18 protein-coding genes are annotated in these 20,949 nt (G+C 67.0%); all 18 read left to right on the top strand.

Translation table 11 applies throughout. The features are described 5' to 3' along the window. The first annotated feature begins 62 nt into the window (after positions 1-62). Positions 63-1,142, top strand: coding sequence for a pilus assembly protein PilM (locus AC07SQ_RS16900; RefSeq protein ID WP_062471776.1), 1,080 nt, complete (start codon positions 63-65; stop codon positions 1,140-1,142). After that, complete coding sequence (locus AC07SQ_RS16895; protein ID WP_492728433.1) at positions 1,139-1,759, top strand: PilN domain-containing protein; 621 nt, start codon at positions 1,139-1,141, stop codon at positions 1,757-1,759. Before AC07SQ_RS16900 ends, AC07SQ_RS16895 begins: the two co-directional genes overlap by 4 nt. Positions 1,760-1,765: 6 nt before the next feature. After that, positions 1,766-2,446: a type IV pilus inner membrane component PilO gene (locus AC07SQ_RS16890; protein ID WP_062471770.1), complete on the top strand. Its 681-nt coding sequence runs from the start codon at positions 1,766-1,768 to the stop codon at positions 2,444-2,446. Continuing rightward, a complete protein-coding gene (locus AC07SQ_RS16885) occupies positions 2,443-2,985 on the top strand; it encodes a pilus assembly protein PilP (RefSeq protein ID WP_070059946.1) in 543 nt (180 codons plus the stop codon). Before AC07SQ_RS16890 ends, AC07SQ_RS16885 begins: the two co-directional genes overlap by 4 nt. Beyond that, positions 2,982-5,126 carry a type IV pilus secretin PilQ gene (locus AC07SQ_RS16880; protein ID WP_495272434.1) on the top strand — a complete coding sequence of 715 codons (2,145 nt, stop codon included), beginning with the start codon at positions 2,982-2,984 and terminating at the stop codon, positions 5,124-5,126. Before AC07SQ_RS16885 ends, AC07SQ_RS16880 begins: the two co-directional genes overlap by 4 nt. A 23-nt stretch (positions 5,127-5,149) precedes the next feature. After that, complete coding sequence (locus AC07SQ_RS16875; RefSeq protein WP_062471759.1) at positions 5,150-5,698, top strand: shikimate kinase; 549 nt, start codon at positions 5,150-5,152, stop codon at positions 5,696-5,698. Between the two features lie 33 nt (positions 5,699-5,731). Then, entirely contained in the window at positions 5,732-6,856 is a 1,125-nt protein-coding gene (gene aroB, locus AC07SQ_RS16870; protein WP_495272435.1) for a 3-dehydroquinate synthase, read from the top strand. Positions 6,857-6,884: 28 nt separating this feature from the next. Further along, complete coding sequence (locus tag AC07SQ_RS16865; protein WP_495272436.1) at positions 6,885-8,021, top strand: deoxyguanosinetriphosphate triphosphohydrolase; 1,137 nt, start codon at positions 6,885-6,887, stop codon at positions 8,019-8,021. Then, positions 8,018-9,304 (top strand): MFS transporter, encoded by a 1,287-nt coding sequence (locus tag AC07SQ_RS16860; protein WP_495272437.1) that lies wholly within the window; start codon positions 8,018-8,020, stop codon positions 9,302-9,304. The genes AC07SQ_RS16865 and AC07SQ_RS16860 overlap by 4 nt, the downstream gene beginning before the upstream one ends. Continuing rightward, complete coding sequence (locus AC07SQ_RS16855) at positions 9,301-9,876, top strand: DUF1415 domain-containing protein (RefSeq protein ID WP_354347914.1); 576 nt, start codon at positions 9,301-9,303, stop codon at positions 9,874-9,876. Before AC07SQ_RS16860 ends, AC07SQ_RS16855 begins: the two co-directional genes overlap by 4 nt. Continuing rightward, positions 9,873-10,772, top strand: a complete 900-nt coding sequence (locus tag AC07SQ_RS16850) for a class I SAM-dependent methyltransferase (protein WP_495272438.1) — start codon at positions 9,873-9,875, stop codon at positions 10,770-10,772. The genes AC07SQ_RS16855 and AC07SQ_RS16850 overlap by 4 nt, the downstream gene beginning before the upstream one ends. Positions 10,773-10,801: 29 nt before the next feature. Next, positions 10,802-11,503: a transposase gene (locus AC07SQ_RS16845; protein ID WP_495270006.1), complete on the top strand. Its 702-nt coding sequence runs from the start codon at positions 10,802-10,804 to the stop codon at positions 11,501-11,503. 178 nt (positions 11,504-11,681) lie between these two features. Beyond that, on the top strand, positions 11,682-16,427 hold the full coding sequence (locus AC07SQ_RS16840; protein WP_495272439.1) for a glutamate synthase-related protein: 4,746 nt from the start codon (positions 11,682-11,684) through the stop codon (positions 16,425-16,427). Between the two features lie 35 nt (positions 16,428-16,462). Beyond that, entirely contained in the window at positions 16,463-17,941 is a 1,479-nt protein-coding gene (locus AC07SQ_RS16835; RefSeq protein WP_070059939.1) for a glutamate synthase subunit beta, read from the top strand. A 66-nt stretch (positions 17,942-18,007) separates the two neighbouring features. Next, the gene (locus tag AC07SQ_RS16830; protein ID WP_070059938.1) at positions 18,008-18,871 is read left to right on the top strand and encodes an ABC transporter ATP-binding protein; all 864 of its coding nucleotides are present in this window, start codon (positions 18,008-18,010) and stop codon (positions 18,869-18,871) included. Then, the gene (mlaE, locus tag AC07SQ_RS16825) at positions 18,868-19,650 is read left to right on the top strand and encodes a lipid asymmetry maintenance ABC transporter permease subunit MlaE (protein WP_062471733.1); all 783 of its coding nucleotides are present in this window, start codon (positions 18,868-18,870) and stop codon (positions 19,648-19,650) included. The genes AC07SQ_RS16830 and mlaE overlap by 4 nt, the downstream gene beginning before the upstream one ends. Before the next feature lie 41 nt (positions 19,651-19,691). Next, positions 19,692-20,180 carry an outer membrane lipid asymmetry maintenance protein MlaD gene (gene mlaD, locus AC07SQ_RS16820; RefSeq protein WP_062471729.1) on the top strand — a complete coding sequence of 163 codons (489 nt, stop codon included), beginning with the start codon at positions 19,692-19,694 and terminating at the stop codon, positions 20,178-20,180. Continuing rightward, entirely contained in the window at positions 20,177-20,923 is a 747-nt protein-coding gene (locus tag AC07SQ_RS16815) for an MlaA family lipoprotein (RefSeq protein ID WP_495272440.1), read from the top strand. Before mlaD ends, AC07SQ_RS16815 begins: the two co-directional genes overlap by 4 nt. The last annotated feature ends 26 nt before the right edge of the window (positions 20,924-20,949 follow it).

Below are 20,949 nucleotides of genomic sequence, written 5' to 3'. Positions count from 1 at the left end.
AGCATGCAACCGAACGCATATTTTTCCATTGGTTACAAATAACAGGGGGAGAGGGACCTAACTTGGCTGCTCTTGGATCATTGTTTCGTCGTCAGAACGCCCCCCTGCTGGGACTGGACGTCAGTTCGTCCAGCGTGAAGCTGGTGGAGCTCGGCCGTGAGGCCAGCGGCAAGCTGGTTCTGGAGCGCTGCGCCATCGAACCGCTCGAACGCGGCTGGATCACCGACGGCAACGTCGAGAAATTCGACGAAGTCGCCGAAGCCGTCCGCCGTGTCGTGCGCAAGAGCGGCACCAAGACCCGCAACGTGGCGCTGGCGCTGCCGCCCTCGGCGGTCATCACCAAGAAGATCATTCTCCCGGGCGGGATGAGCGAGCAGGAGCTCGAGATCCAGGTCGAATCCGAAGCCAACCAGTACATCCCGTTCTCGCTCGATGAGGTGAGCCTCGACTTCTGCGTGACAGGACCGAGCACGACCTCCGTCGGCGACGTGGAAGTGCTGATCGCCGCCTCCCGCAAGGAGAAGGTGCAGGACCGCGAAGGCCTAGCGGAAGCCGCGGGCCTCAAGGCCATGATTCTCGACGTCGAGTCGTATGCCTCGCGCCTCGCAACCGCGCGCCTGATCGAGCAGCTCCCCGGCAAGGGCGTGGACGCCATCGTGGCGCTGTTCGAGGTGGGCGCCTTCACGACCAGCATGCAGGTGCTGCGCAACCAGGAAGTGCTGTACGACCGCGACCAGGCCTTCGGCGGCGCTCAATTGAGCCAGCTGATCGTGCGCCAGTACGGTTTTTCTGCCGAGGAAGCCGAAGCCAAGAAGCGCAGCGGTGACCTGCCCGACGACTACGGCTCGGGCGTGCTCAAGCCCTTCGTCGAAAGCATCGCGCAGGAAATCGCGCGCGCGTTGCAGTTCTTCTTCACCAGCACGCCGCACAACCGCGTCGACTACGTGCTGCTGGCGGGCGGCTCGTCGTCGCTGCCGGGGCTGACCAATGCCGTGACCCGCCAGACCTCTTTTGCCTGTTCGCTCGTGAATCCGTTCGACGGCATGGACTTCGGCCCCAGCATTCGCGAGAAGAAGGTCCGCCGCGAAGCGCCTTCCTATCTGACCTCCTGCGGCCTGGCCATGCGGAGGTTCCTGCAGTGATCCTGATCAATCTGCTTCCGCACCGCGAAGCCGCGCGCAAGCGCCGCCGCGAGGCTTTCTACGGCACCCTGGGTGGTGCCGCGCTGCTGGGCGCCCTGATCGCCGGCCTCGGTTACCTGTGGTTCGAGGCCCAGATTTCGGCTCAGCAATCGAAGAACGGTTTCCTTCAGGCCGAGATCAAGAAGCTCGAAGTCGAGATCAAGGAAATCTCGACACTGCAGGAGGAAATCGCAGCCTTGCGCGCGCGCCAGCTGGCCGTGGAAGACCTGCAAGGCGACCGCAATCTGCCCGTGCACCTGCTCAACGAACTCGTCCGGCAACTGCCCGACGGCGTCTACCTCACCAGCATGAAGCAGGAGAACCAGACCGTGACCCTGCAAGGCATGGCGCAGTCGAACGAGCGCGTGTCGGAACTGCTGCGCAACCTCGGCAACAACAGCCCCTGGCTGGTGAAGCCTGAGCTGGTCGAAATCACCTCGGCCAACGTGAACCTGAGCCAGCGCGACCAACGCCGCGTTGCGAACTTCACGATGCGCATCGGCCTCAAGCGGCCCACCGACGCCCAGAAGGCGGAGGCCGATAAGGCCCTGGCCGCCAAGGCGCAGGCGAAGGGGTAACCGATCATGGCCATCAGCAACCGATCCCTCCCCAAAGTCGACGTCGCCACCGCATTGCGCAACTTCGGCGACCAGTTCCGCGGACTGAATCCGAACGATCCTTCCATGTGGCCGGCGGTGCCGCGCTACGCCCTGTGCCTGGCCCTGGCTGCCCTGGTGCTGGTCGGCCTGTGGTTCGTCTGGCTGACCAATTCCAACGACGAACTCGAAGCCGAGCGCGCCAAGGAAGTCACGCTCCGGACCGACTACCAGAAGAAAGTGGCGCAAGCCGCCAACCTCGACCTGCTGAAGAAGCAGCGCGAGCAGGTGCAGCAGTACGTGATCCTTCTCGAAAAGCAACTGCCCAGCAAGGCGGAAATGGACGCGCTGCTCTCGGACATCAACCAGGCCGGCCTCGGCCGCAGCCTCCAGTTCGAGCTGTTCCGTCCGGGCCAGGTGTCGGTCAAGGACTACTACGCAGAGCTGCCGATCGCCGTGCGCGTCACGGGCCGCTACCACGACATGGGCGCCTTCGCGGCCGACGTGGCCAGCCTGTCGCGCATCGTGACGCTCAACAACGTGACCGTCACACCGCAGAAGGACAAGGACGTGCTGACGATGGACGCCACCGCGCGCACCTACCGCTACCTCGACGAAGACGAGCGGGCCGCACAGAAACGCGCCACGGCGCCGAAGGCGAAGAAATGAAGCCGGTCGCCAAAGTCCTGTGGCTGGCATTGGCCACGCTGGGCCTGAGCGCCTGCGGCGATTCCGACCAGGAAGACCTGCAGCGCTGGATGGTCGAGCAGCGCGCCCAGATCAAGCCCTCGGTGCCGCCGATCTCCGAACCCAAGAAGTTCACGCCGCAGGCCTACACCGAGGCGTCGTCGTTCGAGCCCTTCAACATGCTGAAGCTGACCCAGGCGCTGCGCCGGGAGTCGAACCAGCCGAGCACCTCCGAGCTGATCGCGCCGGAACTGGCGCGCCGCAAGGAAGCCCTCGAGGCGTTCCCGCTCGACACGATGGCGATGGTCGGCAGCATGAACCGCAACGGCCAGCCGGTGGCGCTCGTGCGTGTGGACAAGCTGCTCTACAAGGTGCGCGTCGGCGAATACCTGGGGCTCAACTACGGGCGCATCACCCGTATCAACGAAACCGAAGTCGCCCTGCGCGAGATCGTGCAGGACGCCGCGGGCGAATGGATCGAACGCGTAGCCACGCTGCAGTTGCAAGAGAGTGCGAAATGAACCATAAAAAATCAACGATGGCACAGTGGCTGCGCGCCGCCGGGCTGGGTCTGCTGGCTTTCGGTGCCCTGGCCGTCGCCCATGCGCAAAACGCGATCGAGTCGGTGACGAGCTCGACCCAGTCGGGCGCGGAAGTGATCCGCATCGACCTGGCGCAGCCGCTCACCGCCGTGCCTGCCGGGTTCTCCGTGCAGACGCCGGCGCGCATCGCACTGGACTTCCCGGGCGTGACGAACGCCATCGGGCGCTCGGCCATCGAGGTGAACCAAGGCAACCTGCGCTCGGTCAACGTGGTGCAGGCCGGTGACCGCAGCCGCGTGGTGCTGAACCTGAAGCAGGCCACGGCGTACAAGGCCGAGATCCAGGGCAAGTCGCTGCTGGTGGTGCTCGAGCCGGTGGCTGGCACCGCACTCGTCGCTTCCGCGGCGACCACTTTTGCCGAGAACCGCAACCGCGACACGCTGCCGCTGCGCGACGTCGATTTCCGCCTCGGCGCCGACAACACCGGCCGCGTGCTGGTCGACCTGCCGAACAACCAGGTCGGCGTCGATGTGAAGCAGCAGGGCAAGAGCCTGGTGGTGGAATTCACCAAGTCGACGTTGCCCGAAGGCCTGCGCCGCCGCCTCGACGTGGCCGATTTCGGCACGCCGGTGCAACTGATCACCTCGCAGCAATCGGGCGACCGCGTGCGCATGACGATCGATGCCAAGGGCGACTGGGAGCACAGCGCCTACCAGAGCGAAAACCAGTTCGTGGTGGAAGTCCGCGCGCGCAAGGTCGACCCGAGCAAGCTCACGCAAGGCGTCGGCTACAACGGCGAGAAGCTGTCGCTCAACTTCCAGAACATCGAGATCCGCTCGCTGCTGCAGGTGATCGCCGACTTCACGAACTTCAACATCGTGACCTCGGACTCGGTCAGCGGCGCACTGACGCTGCGGCTGAAGGACGTGCCCTGGGACCAGGCGCTCGACATCATCATGCAGGCGAAGAACCTGGGCATGCGCAAGAACGGCAGCGTGCTGTGGATCGCGCCCAAGGACGAGATCAACGCCAAGGAAAAGCTCGAATTCGAAGCCAAGGCGGCGATCGAGAACCTGGAGCCGCTGCGCACGCAGTCCTTCCAGCTGAACTACACGAAGGCCATTGCCATTGCGCAAGGGCTGACGGGGACTGGTGCATCGGCAGGTGGTGGCGGCAGCGGTGGTACGACCTCGCGCATCCTGAGCCCCCGCGGCAGCGTGATCGCCGAAGCGCGGACCAACCAGCTGTTCGTTTCCGACGTTCCCTCGCGCCTGGCCCAGGTCGCCGACCTGATCCAGAAGCTGGACATTCCAGTCCGCCAGGTGCTGATCGAGGCGCGCATCGTGGAAGCCTCGGACACCTTCGGCAAGTCGCTCGGGGTGCGGATGGGCGGCGGTATCTCCCGCGAACGCGTCGCGTCGGCCAACGGCAATCCGGCATACGGCACCTTCGGCGTCATGCCTGCCACCACCAACGCCGGCGGCGTCGGCGGCGCAGCAGCCACCTGGACCAACTCCAACTTCATCAACCTGCCCGCCGGCGACGCTGGCGGCACCGGCAACGCCGCAGGCACCTTCGCGATCTCGCTGTTCAACTCGAGCTTGTCGCGCATGCTGAACCTCGAGATCTCCGCCCTCGAAGCCGACGGCAAGGGCAAGCTGGTCTCCAGCCCCCGCGTCATCACGGCCGACCAGACCAAGGCGCTGATCGAGCAGGGCGAGGAAATCCCGTACCAGCAGGCCACCTCCAGCGGCGCGACCTCGATCTCGTTCCGCAAGGCGGTGCTGAAGCTTGAAGTCACGCCGCAGATCACGCCCGAAGGCAACATCATCCTCACGCTGGACGTGAGCAAGGACGCCCGCGGCGTCAACACCTCGGCGGGCCCGGCCATCAACACCAAGCACGTGCAGACCGAGGTGCTGGTCGAGAACGGCGGCACGGTCGTCATCGGTGGTATCTTCGAGCTCACCGAAACCAATGACGAATCGCGCGTGCCGGTGCTGGGTGAAATCCCCTACATGGGGGCATTGTTCCGCAAGCGCGAACGCGTTGCCAACAAGACCGAAATGCTCGTCTTTATCACCCCGAAGATGATTACCGACCGCAACGCCGCGCGCTGACGCGCGGGCGTAGCAGCCACCGCGTGGCGGTCGCACTTGTCGGGTTGCCCGGCGCCGGAAAGTCCGCAGTGGGCCGGCGTCTGGGTGCCCGGCTGAACACTCCCTTCATCGACACCGATCACGTGATCGAGCAGCGCATCGGCTGCACGATCCGTGATTTCTTCGATCGCGAGGGCGAAGCCGCCTTCCGCGACATCGAGCAGGCGGTCATCGCCGACCTGGCCGCCCACCCCCACGGCGTGCTGGCGACCGGCGGTGGCGCCGTGCTGCGCGAGGCCAACCGCCAGCAGTTGCGCGACCATTTCCACGTCATCTACCTGCGCTCCTCGCCCGAAGACCTGTTCCGGCGCCTGCGCCACGACGTCAAGCGCCCGCTGTTGCAGGTGGCCGACCCGCTGGGCCGGCTGCGCGAACTGCACGATGCGCGCGACCCGTTCTACCGGGAAACGGCCCATGACGTGGTCGACACCGGCCGGCCGTCGATCGCGGTGCTGGTCAACCTCATCGTGATGCAGCTCGAGCTGGCCGGGGTGGTCGAACCCGGCGCCCATCCGGAAGAGCCCTCGGACTGACCCTGGCAGGCCCGAGCGCCTAAACTCGTGGCCATGTCCTTGCCTGTTTCGCCCGCACTTTCCGCCCCGCCAAAGCCCGAACGCGTCGAGATCCAGCTCGGCGAGCGCAGCTACCCGATCCTGATCGGCGGCGGCCTGCTGGAAGACCCCGCCAGCTTCGGTGTCGTTCCCGCGGCCGCCAGCGCGCTGATCGTCAGCAACACCACCGTGGCGCCGCTCTACGCCCGGGCCCTGCAAACCGTGCTGGCCGGCCGCTTCCGCACGGTCCATCTGCTCGAACTGCCCGACGGCGAGGCATACAAGAACCTCGAGACCCTCAACCTGATCTTCGACGCCCTTCTGGGCCACGGCAGTGACCGCAAGACGGTGCTGTTCGCGCTCGGCGGCGGGGTGGTGGGCGACATGACCGGCTTCGCCGCCGCCAGCTACATGCGCGGCGTGCCCTTCGTGCAGGTGCCGACCACGCTGCTGGCGCAGGTCGATTCCTCGGTGGGCGGCAAGACGGCCATCAACCACCCGCTGGGCAAGAACATGATCGGCGCGTTCTACCAGCCGCAACTCGTGCTCTGCGACCTGGACACGCTGCAGACGCTGCCGCCGCGCGAACTGAGCGCCGGCCTGGCCGAAGTCATCAAGTACGGCCCGATCTACGACATGGCTTTCTTCGACTGGATCGAGTCGAACATCGAGGCGCTGGTGGCTCGCGACCCGGCCGCGCTGGCCCATGCTGTGAAGCGCAGCTGCGAGATCAAGGCGCTGGTGGTCGGTCAGGACGAGCGCGAGACCGGCCTGCGGGCCATCCTCAATTTCGGCCACACCTTCGGCCATGCCATCGAGTCGGGCCTGGGCTACGGCGAGTGGCTGCATGGCGAGGCTGTCGGCTGCGGCATGGTCATGGCGGCGCAGCTGTCGCAGCGGCTCGGCGGTGTCGACGCGGCTTTCGTTGCGCGGCTCACCCGCCTGATCGAGCGCGCTGGCCTGCCCACCGTGGGGCCGGCGCTGGGCGCCGAGCGCTACCTGGAGCTGATGCGCGTCGACAAGAAATCGGAAGCCGGTGAAATCCGCTTCGTGGTGATCGACCGGCCCGGCTCCGCCGTCGTGCGCAGCGCGCCCGACGCGATGGTGCGCGACGTGCTCGCGCAGTGCTGCGTGGCATGAGCGCGGCGCGACACGCGGAGATCCGGCCGTGAGCCTCGCGGCGTACGCCTGCCATCCGGCGCGCTCGCGCGGACGGCGCCACGCGGAGCCGCCCGCGCCCACGCGCGACGCCTTCCAGCGCGACCGCGACCGCATCGTCCATTCCACCGCCTTCCGCCGGCTGGTCTACAAGACCCAGGTGTTCCTGAATCACGAGGGCGACCTGTTCCGCACGCGGCTCACGCATTCGCTCGAAGTCGCGCAGCTGGGCCGCTCCATCGCGCGCGCGCTGCGGCTCAACGAAGACCTGGTCGAGGCGATCGCGCTGGCCCATGACCTGGGCCACACGCCCTTCGGCCACGCGGGCCAGGACGCGCTCAACGCCTGCATGGCCGAGCACGGCGGTTTCGAGCACAACCTGCAGAGCCTGCGCGTGGTCGATGCGCTGGAGCACCGTTACCCGCAGTACGACGGTCTGAACCTCAGCTTCGAGACCCGCGAAGGCATCCTCAAACATTGCTCGCGCGCCAACGCGGAGCGCCTCGAGGCCGCCGAGCCGCAGGGCGTGGCCCGTCGCTTTCTCGACCGCACGCAGCCGGGGCTGGAGGCGCAGCTGTGCAACCTGGCCGATGCCATCGCCTACAACGCGCACGACATCGACGACGGCGTGCGCTCGGGCCTGATCAGCGTCGAGCAGCTGGCCGATGTGGAACTGTTCGAACGCTACCGCCGCGAAGCGCTGGCCGAGCATCCGCACCTGCAGGGCCAGGGGCGGCGCGTGCTCTATGAAACCATCCGCCGCATGCTAAGCGCGCAGGTCTACGACGTGATCGACACGACGCGCGCGGCCATCGAGGCGCTGGCGCCCGCCGATGCCGACGCCGTGCGCCAGGCGCCACCGCTGGTGGCCTTCAGCGGCGTCATGCAGGCGCAGTCGGAGGCGCTCAAGCAGTTCCTGTTCCGCAACCTCTACCGCCATCCGCAGGTCACGCAGACCACCGACCAGGCGAGCGAGGTCGTGCGCGGGCTGTTCGACGCCTACCTGGCGCGCGGCACCGAGATGCCCGCGTCGTTCGCGGAACGCCGCGACCGCCATCGCGCCGTGGCCGACTACATCGCCGGCATGACCGACCGCTTTGCCATGCGCGAGCACGAGCGACTGACTGGCCGGCGGGGCATCGCATGACGGCGGCCGTGCGCTCGAACAGCGCGTCGGCCCGCGTGCCGGCCGCGGCCTTCGCCGTCGTGCTGGGCGGCGTCAGCGCCGCGCTGCACCTGGGCAAGCTGCCGCCCGCCGTGCCGGCGCTGCAGGCGTCGCTCGGCATCGACCTGGTCGAGGCCGGCTTCCTTCTTTCGCTGGTCCAGGTCGCGAGCATGACGCTCGGGCTGCTGGCCGGGCTCGCGGCCGATTCCATCGGCCTGCGGCGCAGCATGCTGATCGGGCTGGCGGTGCTGACGACGGCCAGCCTGCTCGGGGGCGCCGTCGGTGCCGGTCTGCTGGGCGGGTCTCACGCGGTGCTGTGGCTTTTCGTGCTGCGTGCGGCCGAAGGCATCGGCTTCCTGATGGCGGTGATGCCCGGCCCGGGGCTCATCCGCGCACTGACACCGGCAGGCGCCGACAAGGCTGCGCTGGGCCTGTGGGGTGCCTACATGCCGCTCGGCGTGGCACTGGCGCTGCTCATCGGTCCGGCCCTGATCGGCTGGGGCGGATGGGCCGACTGGTGGTGGACGCTGTCGCTGGTGTCGGCGGGTGCGGCACTCTGGGTGTGGCTGGCGGTGCCGCGCGACCGGCCCCGCGTGGTCGGCGCGAGCTTGCAGCCCGCATCCTCCGGATGGGCGTCGCGGCTGCGCGAGACGGTCGGCGCGCGCGCGCCGTGGCTGGTCGCGTTGACCTTCGCCGTGTACTCGTCGCAGTGGATGGCCGTGATCGGTTTTCTTCCCGCCATCTATGCCGACGCGAAGGTGCCCGCCGCCTGGAGCGCGGTGCTGACCGCGTTGGCCGCGGCGATGAACATCGTCGGCAACCTCATGGGCGGTCGTTGGCTGCAGCGCGGCGTGGCGCCAGAGCGCCTGCTGCAATGGGGTTTCCTGACCATGGCGCTGGGCGGTGTCGCCGCCTTCGCACAGGTAGGGCAGGGCGCCGGCGCCGAGGCGCTGGGCCTGCCGCCCGCGCTGCGCTATGCCGCGATCTGCGCCTTTTCGCTCGGCGGCGGCATGGTGCCGGCGACGCTGTTCCTGCTGGGCGTGCGGCTGGCGCCGGGGCCGAGCACCGTCTCGACCACCGTCGGCCTGATGCAGCAGGCGTCGTCGCTCGGCCAGTTCCTGGCGCCACCGGCGGTGGCCTGGCTGGCGCACCGCGTCGGTGGCTGGCATTGGACCTGGACCGCCACGCTGGCCTGCTCGCTTGCCGGCATGGCGGTCGCCGCGCGCCTCGGGCGCATCCGCCGACTGACGGAGGCCACGGTATGAGCGACCCGACGGTCATCGACGCCGCGCAAGCCGAAGCCGACACCCGGCGCTGGCTCGAGCGCGCCGTGATCGGCCTCAACCTGTGCCCCTTCGCCAAGGCGGTGCATGTGAAGGGCCAGATCCACTACCTCACCTACCTCGACACCCACGAAGGCCGCCTCATCGATGCGCTGCTGGCCGAGGCCCGCGCGCTCGTGGCGCTCGATGCCGAGGTGCGCGACACCACCTTGCTGATCGTCCCCCACGCGCTGGCGGACTTTCTCGACTTCAACGATTTCACCGAACGCGCCGAGCGCAAGCTCGCCCGCGCGGGCTTCGACGGCGTGCTGCAACTCGCCAGCTTCCATCCGCATTTCCAGTTCGCCGGCACCGAGGCCGACGACATCACCAACGCCACCAACCGCGCGCCGTACCCCACGCTGCACCTGCTGCGCGAAGACAGCGTGGACCGCGCGGTCGAGGCCTTTCCCGAGGCCGAGGCGATCTTCGAGCGCAACATCGAGACGCTTGAAGCCCTGGGCCCCGACGGCTGGACCGCGCTCGATGTCGGCCCGGGAAGCGCCACGCCATGAACAACAAGAACACCATGCCCCGTCCCGCGAAAGCCCACCCCACCAACAAGGCTGCGAAGGCCGAAGCCGAGCTGGCCGAAGTCCTGCGGCCGGGCCAGTCCGTCGAGCTCCTCAAGGAGCTGCACATCCTCACGCGCGAAGGCCGGCTCAACCAGGATTCGCGGCGCAAGCTCAAGCAGGTCTACCACCTGTTCCAGTTCATCGAGCAGCTGCTGCGCGAGCTGCCGGGCGAGGGCGCCGAGGCCACGCTGGCCGACCACGGGGCGGGCAAGTCGTACCTGGGCTTCATCATCTACGACCTGTTCTTCCGCGCGCGGCAGGGCGGCCATGTCTACGGCATCGAGACGCGCAGCGAGCTGGTCGAGCGCTCTCGTGCGCTGGCGCAGCAGCTGGGCTTCGGGCGCATGTCGTTCCTGAACCTCACCGTGGCCGAGTCGGCGCAGGCGAGCGAGCTGCCGGCGCAGATCGACGTGGTCACCGCGCTGCACGCCTGCGACACCGCCACCGACGACGCCATCGCCTTTGGCCTGGCCAAGAAGGCGCGCTGCATGGTGCTCGTGCCCTGCTGCCAGGCCGAAGTGGCGGCGTGCCTGCGCGAGACCAAGGCGCTGGCCCTGTCGCGCACGCCGCTGGCCGAGCTGTGGCGCCATCCGCTGCACACGCGCGAGATCGGCAGCCAGCTCACCAACGTGCTGCGCTGCCTGTACCTGGAAGCCAACGGCTACAGCGTGACGGTCACCGAGCTGGTCGGCTGGGAGCACAGCATGAAGAACGAGCTGATCCTGGCGCGCTACACCGGCCAGCGCAAGGCGAGTGCGGCGACGCGGCTGCGCGAGCTGCTGGCGCAGTTCGGACTCGACACGCTGGGCGACACGCGCTTTCGCCTCTCCGATTAAGTACCCGGACGGCGTCGTCCATCGTCCCCATGGCCCGTCTTCCCCGTCTCACGCTGGCCGGCATGCCGCACCACGTGATCCAGCGCGGCAACAACCGCCAGCCGATCTTCGTCGACCGCGCCGACCACGAGAAGCTGCTCGGCCTGCTGGCCGAGAACGCCGTGCGCTTCGGCATCGCGCTGCATGCCTACGTGCTGATGGACAACCATTTCCACCTGCTGGCCACGCCCGACAGCACCACGGGCCTGCCGCAGTTCATGCAGTCGGTCGGGCGCAGCTACGTGCGCTACTTCAACGACCGCCATGGCCGCAGCGGCACCTTGTGGGAAGGGCGCTACAGATCGACCCTGATCCAGACCGAGCGCTACCTGCTGACCTGCATGGCCTACATCGACCTGAATCCGGTGCGCGCCGGCATGGTCGCCGAAGCGCGCGACTTCCCGTGGTCCAGCCACGGCCACTACGCCGGCCTGCGGCAGGACCGGCTGCTGACGCCGCATCCGCTGTACTGGGAGCTCGGCAACACGCCCTTCGCGCGGGAGGCGGCGTATGCCGAACTGGTGCGTGGCGGGGTTCGCGCGGCCGATCAGCAGGCCCTGACCGAGGCCACCTTGCGCGGCTGGGCGGCCGGCGACGACGGTTTTCTGGACACGTTGCAGAAGTCCACCGAGCGCCGTGTGATCAAGGCCAAGGCCGGCCGGCCGCCTGCGCCCGCCAAAGATCCGGACTGAAAGCGGCTGAAAGCCGCACCCCTGTTGGAAATCATGCTGCTATTTTTGATATGTCCCCAATTTAATTCTGACAAGAAAACTCAAGATTTAATAGGAATCTGACCCCTATTAAAGTGTTTGGCATTCTTTGTGCATCGCAATATGCTCCCTTTCCCTGCGAAAACTGAAGGAGCGCGCCATGACGACGGCTGCCGAGATTCAACACCTCCAAGAACACGGTCTGTATTCCGGTGCCGATGAGCACGACGCCTGCGGCGTCGGCTTCGTCGCCCACATCAAGGGCGAGAAGAGCCACGCCATCGTGCTGCAGGGCCTGAAGATCCTCGAGAACCTCGACCACCGCGGCGCTGTCGGCGCCGACAAGCTGATGGGCGACGGCGCGGGCATCCTGATCCAGCTGCCCGACCTGCTGTACCGCGAAGAAATGGCCAAGCAGGGCGTCACGCTGCCCCCGCCCGGCGAATACGGCGTCGGCATGATCTTCCTGCCGAAGGAACACGCCTCGCGCGAAGCCTGCGAACAAGAGATGGAACGCGCCATCAAGGCCGAAGGCCAGGTGCTGTTGGGCTGGCGCGACGTGCCGGTCAACCGCGACATGCCCATGTCGCCCACCGTGCGCGAAAAGGAACCGCTGCTGCGCCAGATCTTCATCGGCCGCGGCAACGACGTGATCGTGCAGGACGCGCTGGAGCGCAAGCTGTACGTGATCCGCAAGACCGCCAGTGCCAACATCCAGCGCCTGAAGCTCAAGCACAGCAAGGAATACTACGTTCCGAGCATGTCCAGCCGCACCGTGGTCTACAAGGGCCTGCTGCTGGCTGACCAGGTGGGCACCTACTACCTCGACCTGCAGGACAAGCGTTGCGTCTCGGCCCTGGGCCTGGTGCACCAGCGCTTCTCGACCAACACCTTCCCCGAGTGGCCGCTGGCCCACCCGTACCGCTATGTCGCCCACAACGGCGAAATCAACACGGTCAAAGGCAACTACAACTGGATGAAGGCGCGCGAAGGCGTGATGTCGTCGCCCGTGCTCGGCGCCGACCTGCAGAAGCTCTACCCGATCAGCTTCGCCGGCCAGTCCGACACCGCCACCTTCGACAACTGCCTCGAGCTGCTGACGATGGCCGGCTACCCCATCAGCCAGGCCGTGATGATGATGATTCCCGAGCCCTGGGAACAGCACGCCACCATGGACACGCGCCGCCGCGCGTTCTATGAGTACCACGCCGCCATGCTCGAGCCGTGGGACGGCCCGGCCTCCATCGTGTTCACCGACGGCCGCCAGATCGGCGCCACGCTCGACCGGAACGGCCTGCGTCCCTCGCGCTACTGCGTGACCGACGACGACCTGGTCATCATGGCCTCCGAGTCGGGCGTGCTGCCCGTGCCCGAGCAGAAGATCGTGCGCAAGTGGCGCCTGCAGCCCGGCAAGATGTTCCTCATCGACCTGGAGCAGGGCCGCATGATCGACGACGAGGAGGTCAAGGCCACCCTCGCCAACAGCAAGCCCTACAAGCAGTGGATCGAGAACCTGCGCATCAAGCTCGACAGCGTCAAGGCCGAGCCGGCCGCGATCCCGGTGAGCCAGGTCGCGCTGCTCGACCGCCAGCAGGCCTTCGGCTACACCCAGGAAGACATCAAGTTCCTGATGAGCCCGATGGCGCAGGCCGGCGAAGAAGGCATCGGCTCCATGGGCAACGACAGCCCGCTGGCCGTGCTCTCCAGCAAGAACAAGCCGCTGTACAACTACTTCAAGCAGCTGTTCGCGCAGGTCACGAACCCGCCGATCGACCCGATCCGCGAAGCGATCGTGATGTCGCTCGTGTCCTTCATCGGCCCCAAGCCGAACCTGCTGGACATCAACCAGGTCAACCCGCCGATGCGGCTCGAAGTGAGCCAGCCTATTCTCGACTTCGCCGACATGGCGAAGCTGCGCGACATCGGCCGCTACACGCAAGGCAAGTTCAAGAGCTACGTGCTGGACATCACCTACCCGCTGGGCTGGGGCGATGAAGGCGTCGAAGCCAAGCTGGCCTCGCTGTGCGCCGAAGCCGTCGATGCCATCAAGGGCGGCCACAACATCCTGATCGTGAGCGACCGCGGCGTGGGCCCGACGCAAGTGGCGATCCCCGCCGTGCTGGCGCTGTCGGCCGTGCACCAGTACCTCGTGCGCGAGGGCCTGCGCACCACCGCCGGCCTCGTGGTCGAGACCGGTTCGGCGCGCGAAGTGCATCACTTCGGCGTGCTTGCCGGCTACGGCGCCGAAGCCGTGCACCCGTACCTCGCCATGGAAACGCTGGCGGCCATGCACGCCGACCTGCCGGGCGACCTGAGCGCCGACAAGGCGGTCTACAACTACGTCAAGGCCATCGGCAAGGGCCTCTCGAAGATCATGTCGAAGATGGGTGTCAGCACCTACATGAGCTACTGCGGCGCCCAGCTGTTCGAAGCCATCGGCCTGAACACCGAGACGGTGAACAAGTACTTCACCGGCACCGCCAGCCGCGTGGAAGGCATCGGCGTCTTCGAAATCGCCGAGGAAGCCATCCGCATGCACAAGGCCGCCTTCGGCGACGACCCCGTGCTCGCCCACATGCTGGACGCCGGCGGCGAGTACGCCTGGCGCACGCGCGGCGAAGAGCATATGTGGACGCCCGACGCCATCGCCAAGCTGCAGCACAGCACGCGCTCCAACAACTGGAACACGTACAAGGAATACGCGCAGCTCATCAACGACCAGAACCGCCGCCACCTCACGCTGCGCGGCCTGTTCGAGTTCAAGATCGATCCGGCCAAGGCCATTCCGGTGGACGAAGTCGAAGCGGCTGCCGAGATCGTCAAGCGCTTCGCCACCGGCGCGATGTCGCTCGGCTCGATCAGCACCGAGGCGCACGCCACGCTCGCCATTGCCATGAACCGCATCGGCGGCAAGAGCAACACGGGCGAAGGCGGTGAAGACCCGGCGCGCTACCGCAACGAACTGAAGGGCATCCCGATCAAGCAGGGCGACACGCTCAAGAGCGTGATCGGCGCGGCCAACGTCGAGGTCGATCTGCCGCTGAACGACGGCGACTCGCTGCGTTCGCGCATCAAGCAGGTCGCGTCGGGCCGCTTCGGCGTCACCGCCGAGTACCTGCACTCGGCCGACCAGATCCAGATCAAGATGGCGCAAGGTGCCAAGCCGGGCGAGGGCGGTCAGCTGCCCGGCGGCAAGGTCACCGAGTACATCGGCAAGCAGCGTTATGCGGTGCCGGGCGTGGGCCTCATCTCGCCGCCGCCGCACCACGACATCTACTCGATCGAAGACCTCGCACAGCTCATCCACGACCTGAAGAACACCGCGCCGCACGCCAGCATCAGCGTGAAGCTGGTGAGCGAGATCGGCGTCGGCACCATCGCCGCGGGCGTGGCCAAGTGCAAGAGCGACCACGTCGTGATCGCGGGCCATGACGGCGGCACGGGCGCTTCGCCCTGGTCGTCGATCAAGCATGCGGGCAGCCCGTGGGAAATCGGCCTGGCCGAAACGCAGCAGACGCTGGTGCTCAACCGCCTGCGCAGCCGCATCCGCGTGCAGGCCGACGGCCAGATGAAGACCGGCCGCGACGTCGCCATCGGCGCGTTGCTGGGCGCCGACGAATTCGGCTTCGCCACCGCGCCGCTGGTGGTCGAGGGCTGCATCATGATGCGCAAGTGCCACCTGAACACCTGCCCGGTGGGCGTGGCCACGCAAGACCCGATCCTGCGCAAGAAGTTCTCGGGCAAGCCCGAGCACGTCGTCAACTACTTCTTCTTCGTTGCGGAAGAAGTGCGCCAGATCATGGCCCAGCTGGGCATCCGCAAGTTCGACGACCTGATCGGCCGCGCCGACCTGCTCGACATGCGCAAGGGCATCGAGCACTGGAAGGCCTCGGGCCTGGACTTCAGCCGCCTGTTCGCGCTGCCGATCGTGCCGGCCGACGTGCCGCGCTTCCATGTCGAGAACCAGGACCACGGCCTCGAGCGCGCACTCGATGTGAAGCTCATCGAGAAGTCGCGTCCCGCCATCGACAAGGGCGAGAAGGTGCAGTTCATCGAGGTGGCACGCAACGTCAACCGCTCGGTGGGCGCGATGCTCTCGGGCGCGCTGACCAAGGTGCATCCGCAGGGCCTGCCCGACGACTCGATCCGCATCCAGCTCGAAGGCACGGGCGGCCAGTCGTTCGGCGCCTTCCTGGCACGCGGCATCACGCTGTACCTGATCGGCGACGCCAACGACTACACCGGCAAGGGCCTCTCGGGCGGCCGCGTGGTGGTGCGCCCCAGCCTGGACTTCCGCGGTGAAGCCGCGCGCAACACCATCGTCGGCAACACCGCGCTGTACGGCGCGACCACCGGCGAGGCCTACCTGTGCGGCGTGGCCGGCGAGCGCTTCGCGGTGCGCCTGTCGGGCGCCACGGCGGTCATCGAAGGCACCGGTGACCACGGCTGCGAATACATGACCGGCGGCACGGTGGCCGTGCTCGGCAAGACGGGCCGCAACTTCGCGGCCGGCATGAGCGGCGGCGTCGCTTTCGTCTACGACGAAGACGGCCAGTTCGCCTCGCGCTGCAACCTCTCGATGGTGTCGCTCGACAAGGTGCTCACCTCGGCCGAGCAGACCGCCAGCGTGCATCGCAAGATCTGGCACGGCGGCGAGACCGACGAAGCGCAGCTGAAGAAGCTGCTCGAAGAGCACCACCGCTGGACCGGCAGCAAGCGCGCGCGCGAGCTGCTCGACAGCTGGGCCGAGTCGCGCACCAAGTTCGTCAAGGTGTTCCCGAACGAGTACAAGCGCGCCCTGGCCGAACTGCACGACCGCCAGGTCGAGCTGGCCAGCAGCGGCAACAACGCCCACGTCGGCCTCGAGCCGCACGCACTGGCCGCGCCCGCCACGGCCGCCGTCTGAGCGCGCCACAGATACGAAGAACAGAGGAAAGCACGATGGGAAAAATCACCGGCTTCATGGAGCATGAGCGCATCGAAGAGGGCTACAAGCCTGTCGAAGAGCGCGTCAAGCACTACAAGGAATTCGTCGTCGGCCTGAACACCGACCAGGCCAAGGTGCAGGGCGCACGTTGCATGGACTGCGGCACGCCGTTCTGCAACAGCGGCTGCCCGGTCAACAACATCATTCCGGACTTCAACGACCTCGTGTACCGCGACGACTGGCAAAACGCCTTCGCGGTGCTCGACTCGACCAACAACTTCCCCGAGTTCACCGGCCGCATCTGCCCCGCGCCCTGCGAGGCCGCCTGCGTGCTCAACGTGAACGACGACGCGGTCGGCATCAAGTCGCTGGAACACGCGATCATCGACCGCGCCTGGGACGAAGGCTGGGTGGCGCCGCGCGTCGCCAAGCACAAGACCGGCAAGAAGGTTGCCGTGGTGGGCTCCGGCCCGGCCGGCATGGCCGCCGCGCAGCAACTGGCGCGCGCCGGCCACGACGTCACGCTGTTCGAGAAGAACGACCGTGTCGGCGGCCTGCTGCGCTACGGCATTCCCGACTTCAAGATGGAGAAGTCGCACATCGACCGCCGCGTCGAGCAGATGAAGGCCGAGGGCGTGACCTTCCGCACCGGCGTGATGGTCGGTGCCGCCAAAGACCCGCTAGGCAAGGGCTCCAAGGTCACCAACCTGGCCAAGGAAACCGTCACGCCCGAGCAGCTGCAGAAAGACTTCGACGCCGTGGTGCTCACCGGCGGCGCCGAGCAGTCGCGCGACCTGCCGGTGCCCGGCCGCGATCTCGACGGCATCCACTTCGCGATGGAGTTCCTGCCGCAGCAGAACCGCGTCAACGCAGGCGACAAGGTCAAGGGCCAGCTGCGCGCCGAAGGCAAGCACGTCATCGTCATCGGCGGCGGCGACACCGGCTCCGACTGCGTGGGCACCAGCAACCGCCACGGCGCCGTGAGCGTCACGCAGTTCGAACTGATGCCGCAACCGCCGGAAGAAGAGAACCGCCCGCTGACCTGGCCCTACTGGCCGATCAAGCTGCGCACCAGCTCCAGCCACGAAGAAGGCTGCGAGCGCGAGTTCGCCATCTCGACCAAGGAGTTCATCGGCGAGAAGGGCAAGGTCACCGGCCTGAAGACCGTGCGCGTCGAGTGGAAGGACGGCAAGATGCAGGAAGTGCCCGGCAGCGAGCAGATCCTCAAGGCCGACCTGGTGCTGCTGGCGATGGGCTTCATCAGCCCCGTGGCCACCGTGCTCGACGCCTTCGGTGTCGAGAAGGACGCCCGCGGCAACGCGCGCGCCACGGTCGACTTCATCGGCGGCTATGCCACCAATGTGCCCAAGGTGTTCGCCGCAGGTGACATTCGCCGCGGCCAATCGCTGGTGGTGTGGGCAATTCGCGAGGGCCGTCAAGCGGCGCGTTCGGTCGACGAATTTTTGATGGGATTCAGCGACTTACCGCGCTGATTTTTGTTTCATTTGAAGCGGCGCCGTTCGCGGCCCCGTTATCATCCGCGGAAACCGCATGCCGGGATGCCTGAGAAGGCGCCCGGCTTTTTTATTGAGATGGACCCAGCCACACCCACGTCTTCCTCCTTCGTCGAATTCCGCGATGTCACGTTCGGCTACGGCGCGCGCGCGATCCTCGACGGCGTGTCGTTTTCCGTGCCGCGCGGCAAGGTGACGGCGTTGATGGGGGCATCGGGTGGCGGCAAGACCACCGTGCTGCGCCTCATCGGCGGCCAGCAGCGCGCCCAACGCGGCGAGGTGCTGTTCGACGGGAAGGATGTCGGTCACTTCGATGTCGCGACGCTGTATGCGGCGCGGCGCCGCATGGGCATGCTGTTCCAGTTCGGTGCGCTGTTCACCGACATCAGCGTGTTCGACAACGTGGCCTTTCCGCTGCGCGAGCACACGCAGCTGTCGGAAGCGCTGGTGCGCGACATCGTGCTCATGAAGCTGGACGCCGTCGGCCTGCGCGGCGCGCGCGACCTGATGCCCAGCGAGGTGTCGGGCGGCATGGCGCGGCGCGTGGCGCTGGCGCGTGCGATCGCGCTCGACCCCGACCTCGTGATGTACGACGAGCCCTTCGCGGGGCTCGATCCGATCTCGCTGGGCACGGCCGCGCGGCTGATCCGCCAGCTCAACGACGCGCTCGGCCTCACCAGCATCATCGTGTCGCACGACCTCGAGGAAACCTTCCGCATCGCCGATCACGTGATCATCCTGGCCAACGGCGGCATCGCCGCGCAGGGGCGGCCCGACGAGGTGCGCGAGAGCGTCGATCCGCTGGTGCACCAGTTCGTCAATGCACTGCCTGACGGGCCGGTGCGGTTCCACTACCCCGGTGTCAGCATCGAAGACGACTTCGGCAATGGCGAAGGAGGGCGCTCATGACCTGGTGGAAGCCCGCCGACGTCGGCTTTGCCGTGCGCAGCCAACTGGCCGACATGGGCCATGCGGCCAAGCTCTTCCTGCGCCTGCTCGGCCCGGGCGCGCAGATCATGCGCCGCTTCGGGCTGGTGCGTGACCAGATCCATTTCCTGGGCAACTACTCGCTCGCCATCATTGGCGTGTCGGGTCTGTTCGTGGGCTTTGTGCTCGGGCTGCAGATGTACTACGCGCTGCAGCGCTACGGCTCGTCCGAGGCGCTCGGCCTGCTGGTCGCGCTGAGCCTCGTGCGCGAACTCGGTCCCGTGGTGGCGGCCCTGCTGTTCACCGGCCGGGCCGGCACCTCGCTGACGGCCGAGATCGGTCTCATGAAAGCCAACGAGCAGTTGAGCGCCATGGAAATGATGGCGGTCGACCCGGTGCAGCGCATCCTCGCGCCGCGCTTCTGGGCCGGCGTCATCACCATGCCGCTGCTGGCGGCCGTGTTCAGCGCGGTCGGCATCATGGGCGGCTATGTCGTGGGCGTGCTGATGCTGGGCGTCGACCCGGGCGCGTTCTGGGGCCAGATGCAGGGCGGCGTCGATGTCTGGCGCGACGTCGGCAACGGCGTCATCAAGAGCATCGTGTTCGGTTTCACCGTGACCTTCGTCGCGTTGCTGCAGGGCTTCGAGGCCCAGCCGACGCCCGAGGGCGTGTCGCGCGCCACCACGCGGACCGTGGTGATGGCGTCGCTGGCGGTCTTGGGGCTCGATTTCTTGCTCACCGCCATGATGTTCAGTATCTAAAGGGGCCTCGGCTCCATCGTTCTAGACAGAGAGTGCAAACCATGCAACGTTCCACCAACGACATCTGGGTCGGCCTGTTCGTGCTGATCGGCGGCGCCGCCTTGCTGTTCCTGGCGCTGCAGTCGGCCAACCTGTTGAGCCTGAACTTCCAGAAGACCTACACGGTCACCGCGCGTTTCGACAACATCGGCGGGCTCAAGCCCCAGACCGCGGTCAAGAGCGCTGGCGTGGTGGTCGGTCGTGTGGAATCCATCGCGTTCAACGACAAGGCCTTTCAGGCCGATGTGACGCTTGCGCTGCAAAACCGTTACAGTTTTCCCAAGGACAGCTCGCTCAAGATCCTGACCAGTGGCCTGCTCGGCGAGCAGTACATCGGCATCGAGGCGGGCGCCGAGGAAAAGAACCTGCAAGCCGGCGACACCATCACCGCGACCCAATCGGCCGTGGTGCTGGAGAACCTGATCAGCCAGTTCCTGTACAGCAAGGCCGCCGAGGGGAATACGGCGCCGGGAACAGCCAACAAGAAATGACCACACGACTTTTTTCGTCGACTGCTATTAAAAGTGTAGCTAGCTCCGCCCGTTGGGCCACCGCCACCGTCGGTTTCGCCCTCGTGGCCGGATGCGCCACCGGATCCGGCGCAAGCCCGACCGACCCCTTCGAGCCGTACAACCGCGGCATGACGCGCTTCAACGACACCGTCGATGAGGCCGTGCTGGAGCCCGTGGCCACTGCCTACCAGAACGTGGTGCCCTCGCTGGTGCGCCAGGGCGTGACCAACTTCTTCAGCAACCTCGGTGACATCTGGAGCCTGGCCAACAACGTGGCCCAGCTCAAGCTGCAGAACAGCGCCGAGACCTTCATGCGGCTGAACGTCAACACCTTCTTCGGCCTGGGCGGCCTGCTCGACGTTGCCTCCGAGGCGCGCCTGCCGCGCCACGAGGAAGACTTCGGCCAGACACTGGGCTACTGGGGCGTGGGCGCCGGTCCGTACGTCGTGCTGCCATTGCTCGGCCCTTCCACGCTGCGCGACACGATCGCCCGGCCGCTCGACATGTACGGCGACGCGCAGGGCCACATCCACGACATCGCCTGGCGCAATTCGCTGGCCGGCCTGCGTGTCGTGGACACCCGCTCGCGCTACCTGGGCGCCACGCGCCTGCTCGACGAAGCCGCGCTCGACAAGTACTCGTTCACCCGCGATGCGTTCCTGCAGCGCCGCCGCAACCAGGTCTACGACGGCAACCCGCCGGACGACAACGCCGGCAAGTGACGGCAAAAGGGGGCGGACGGGGTGGT

This window comes from Variovorax sp. GW821-FHT06D12, from assembly GCF_059419205.1.
The sequence above is the reverse complement of the archived record's forward strand: the minus strand, read 5'-3'. Positions and strand labels throughout refer to the sequence as shown.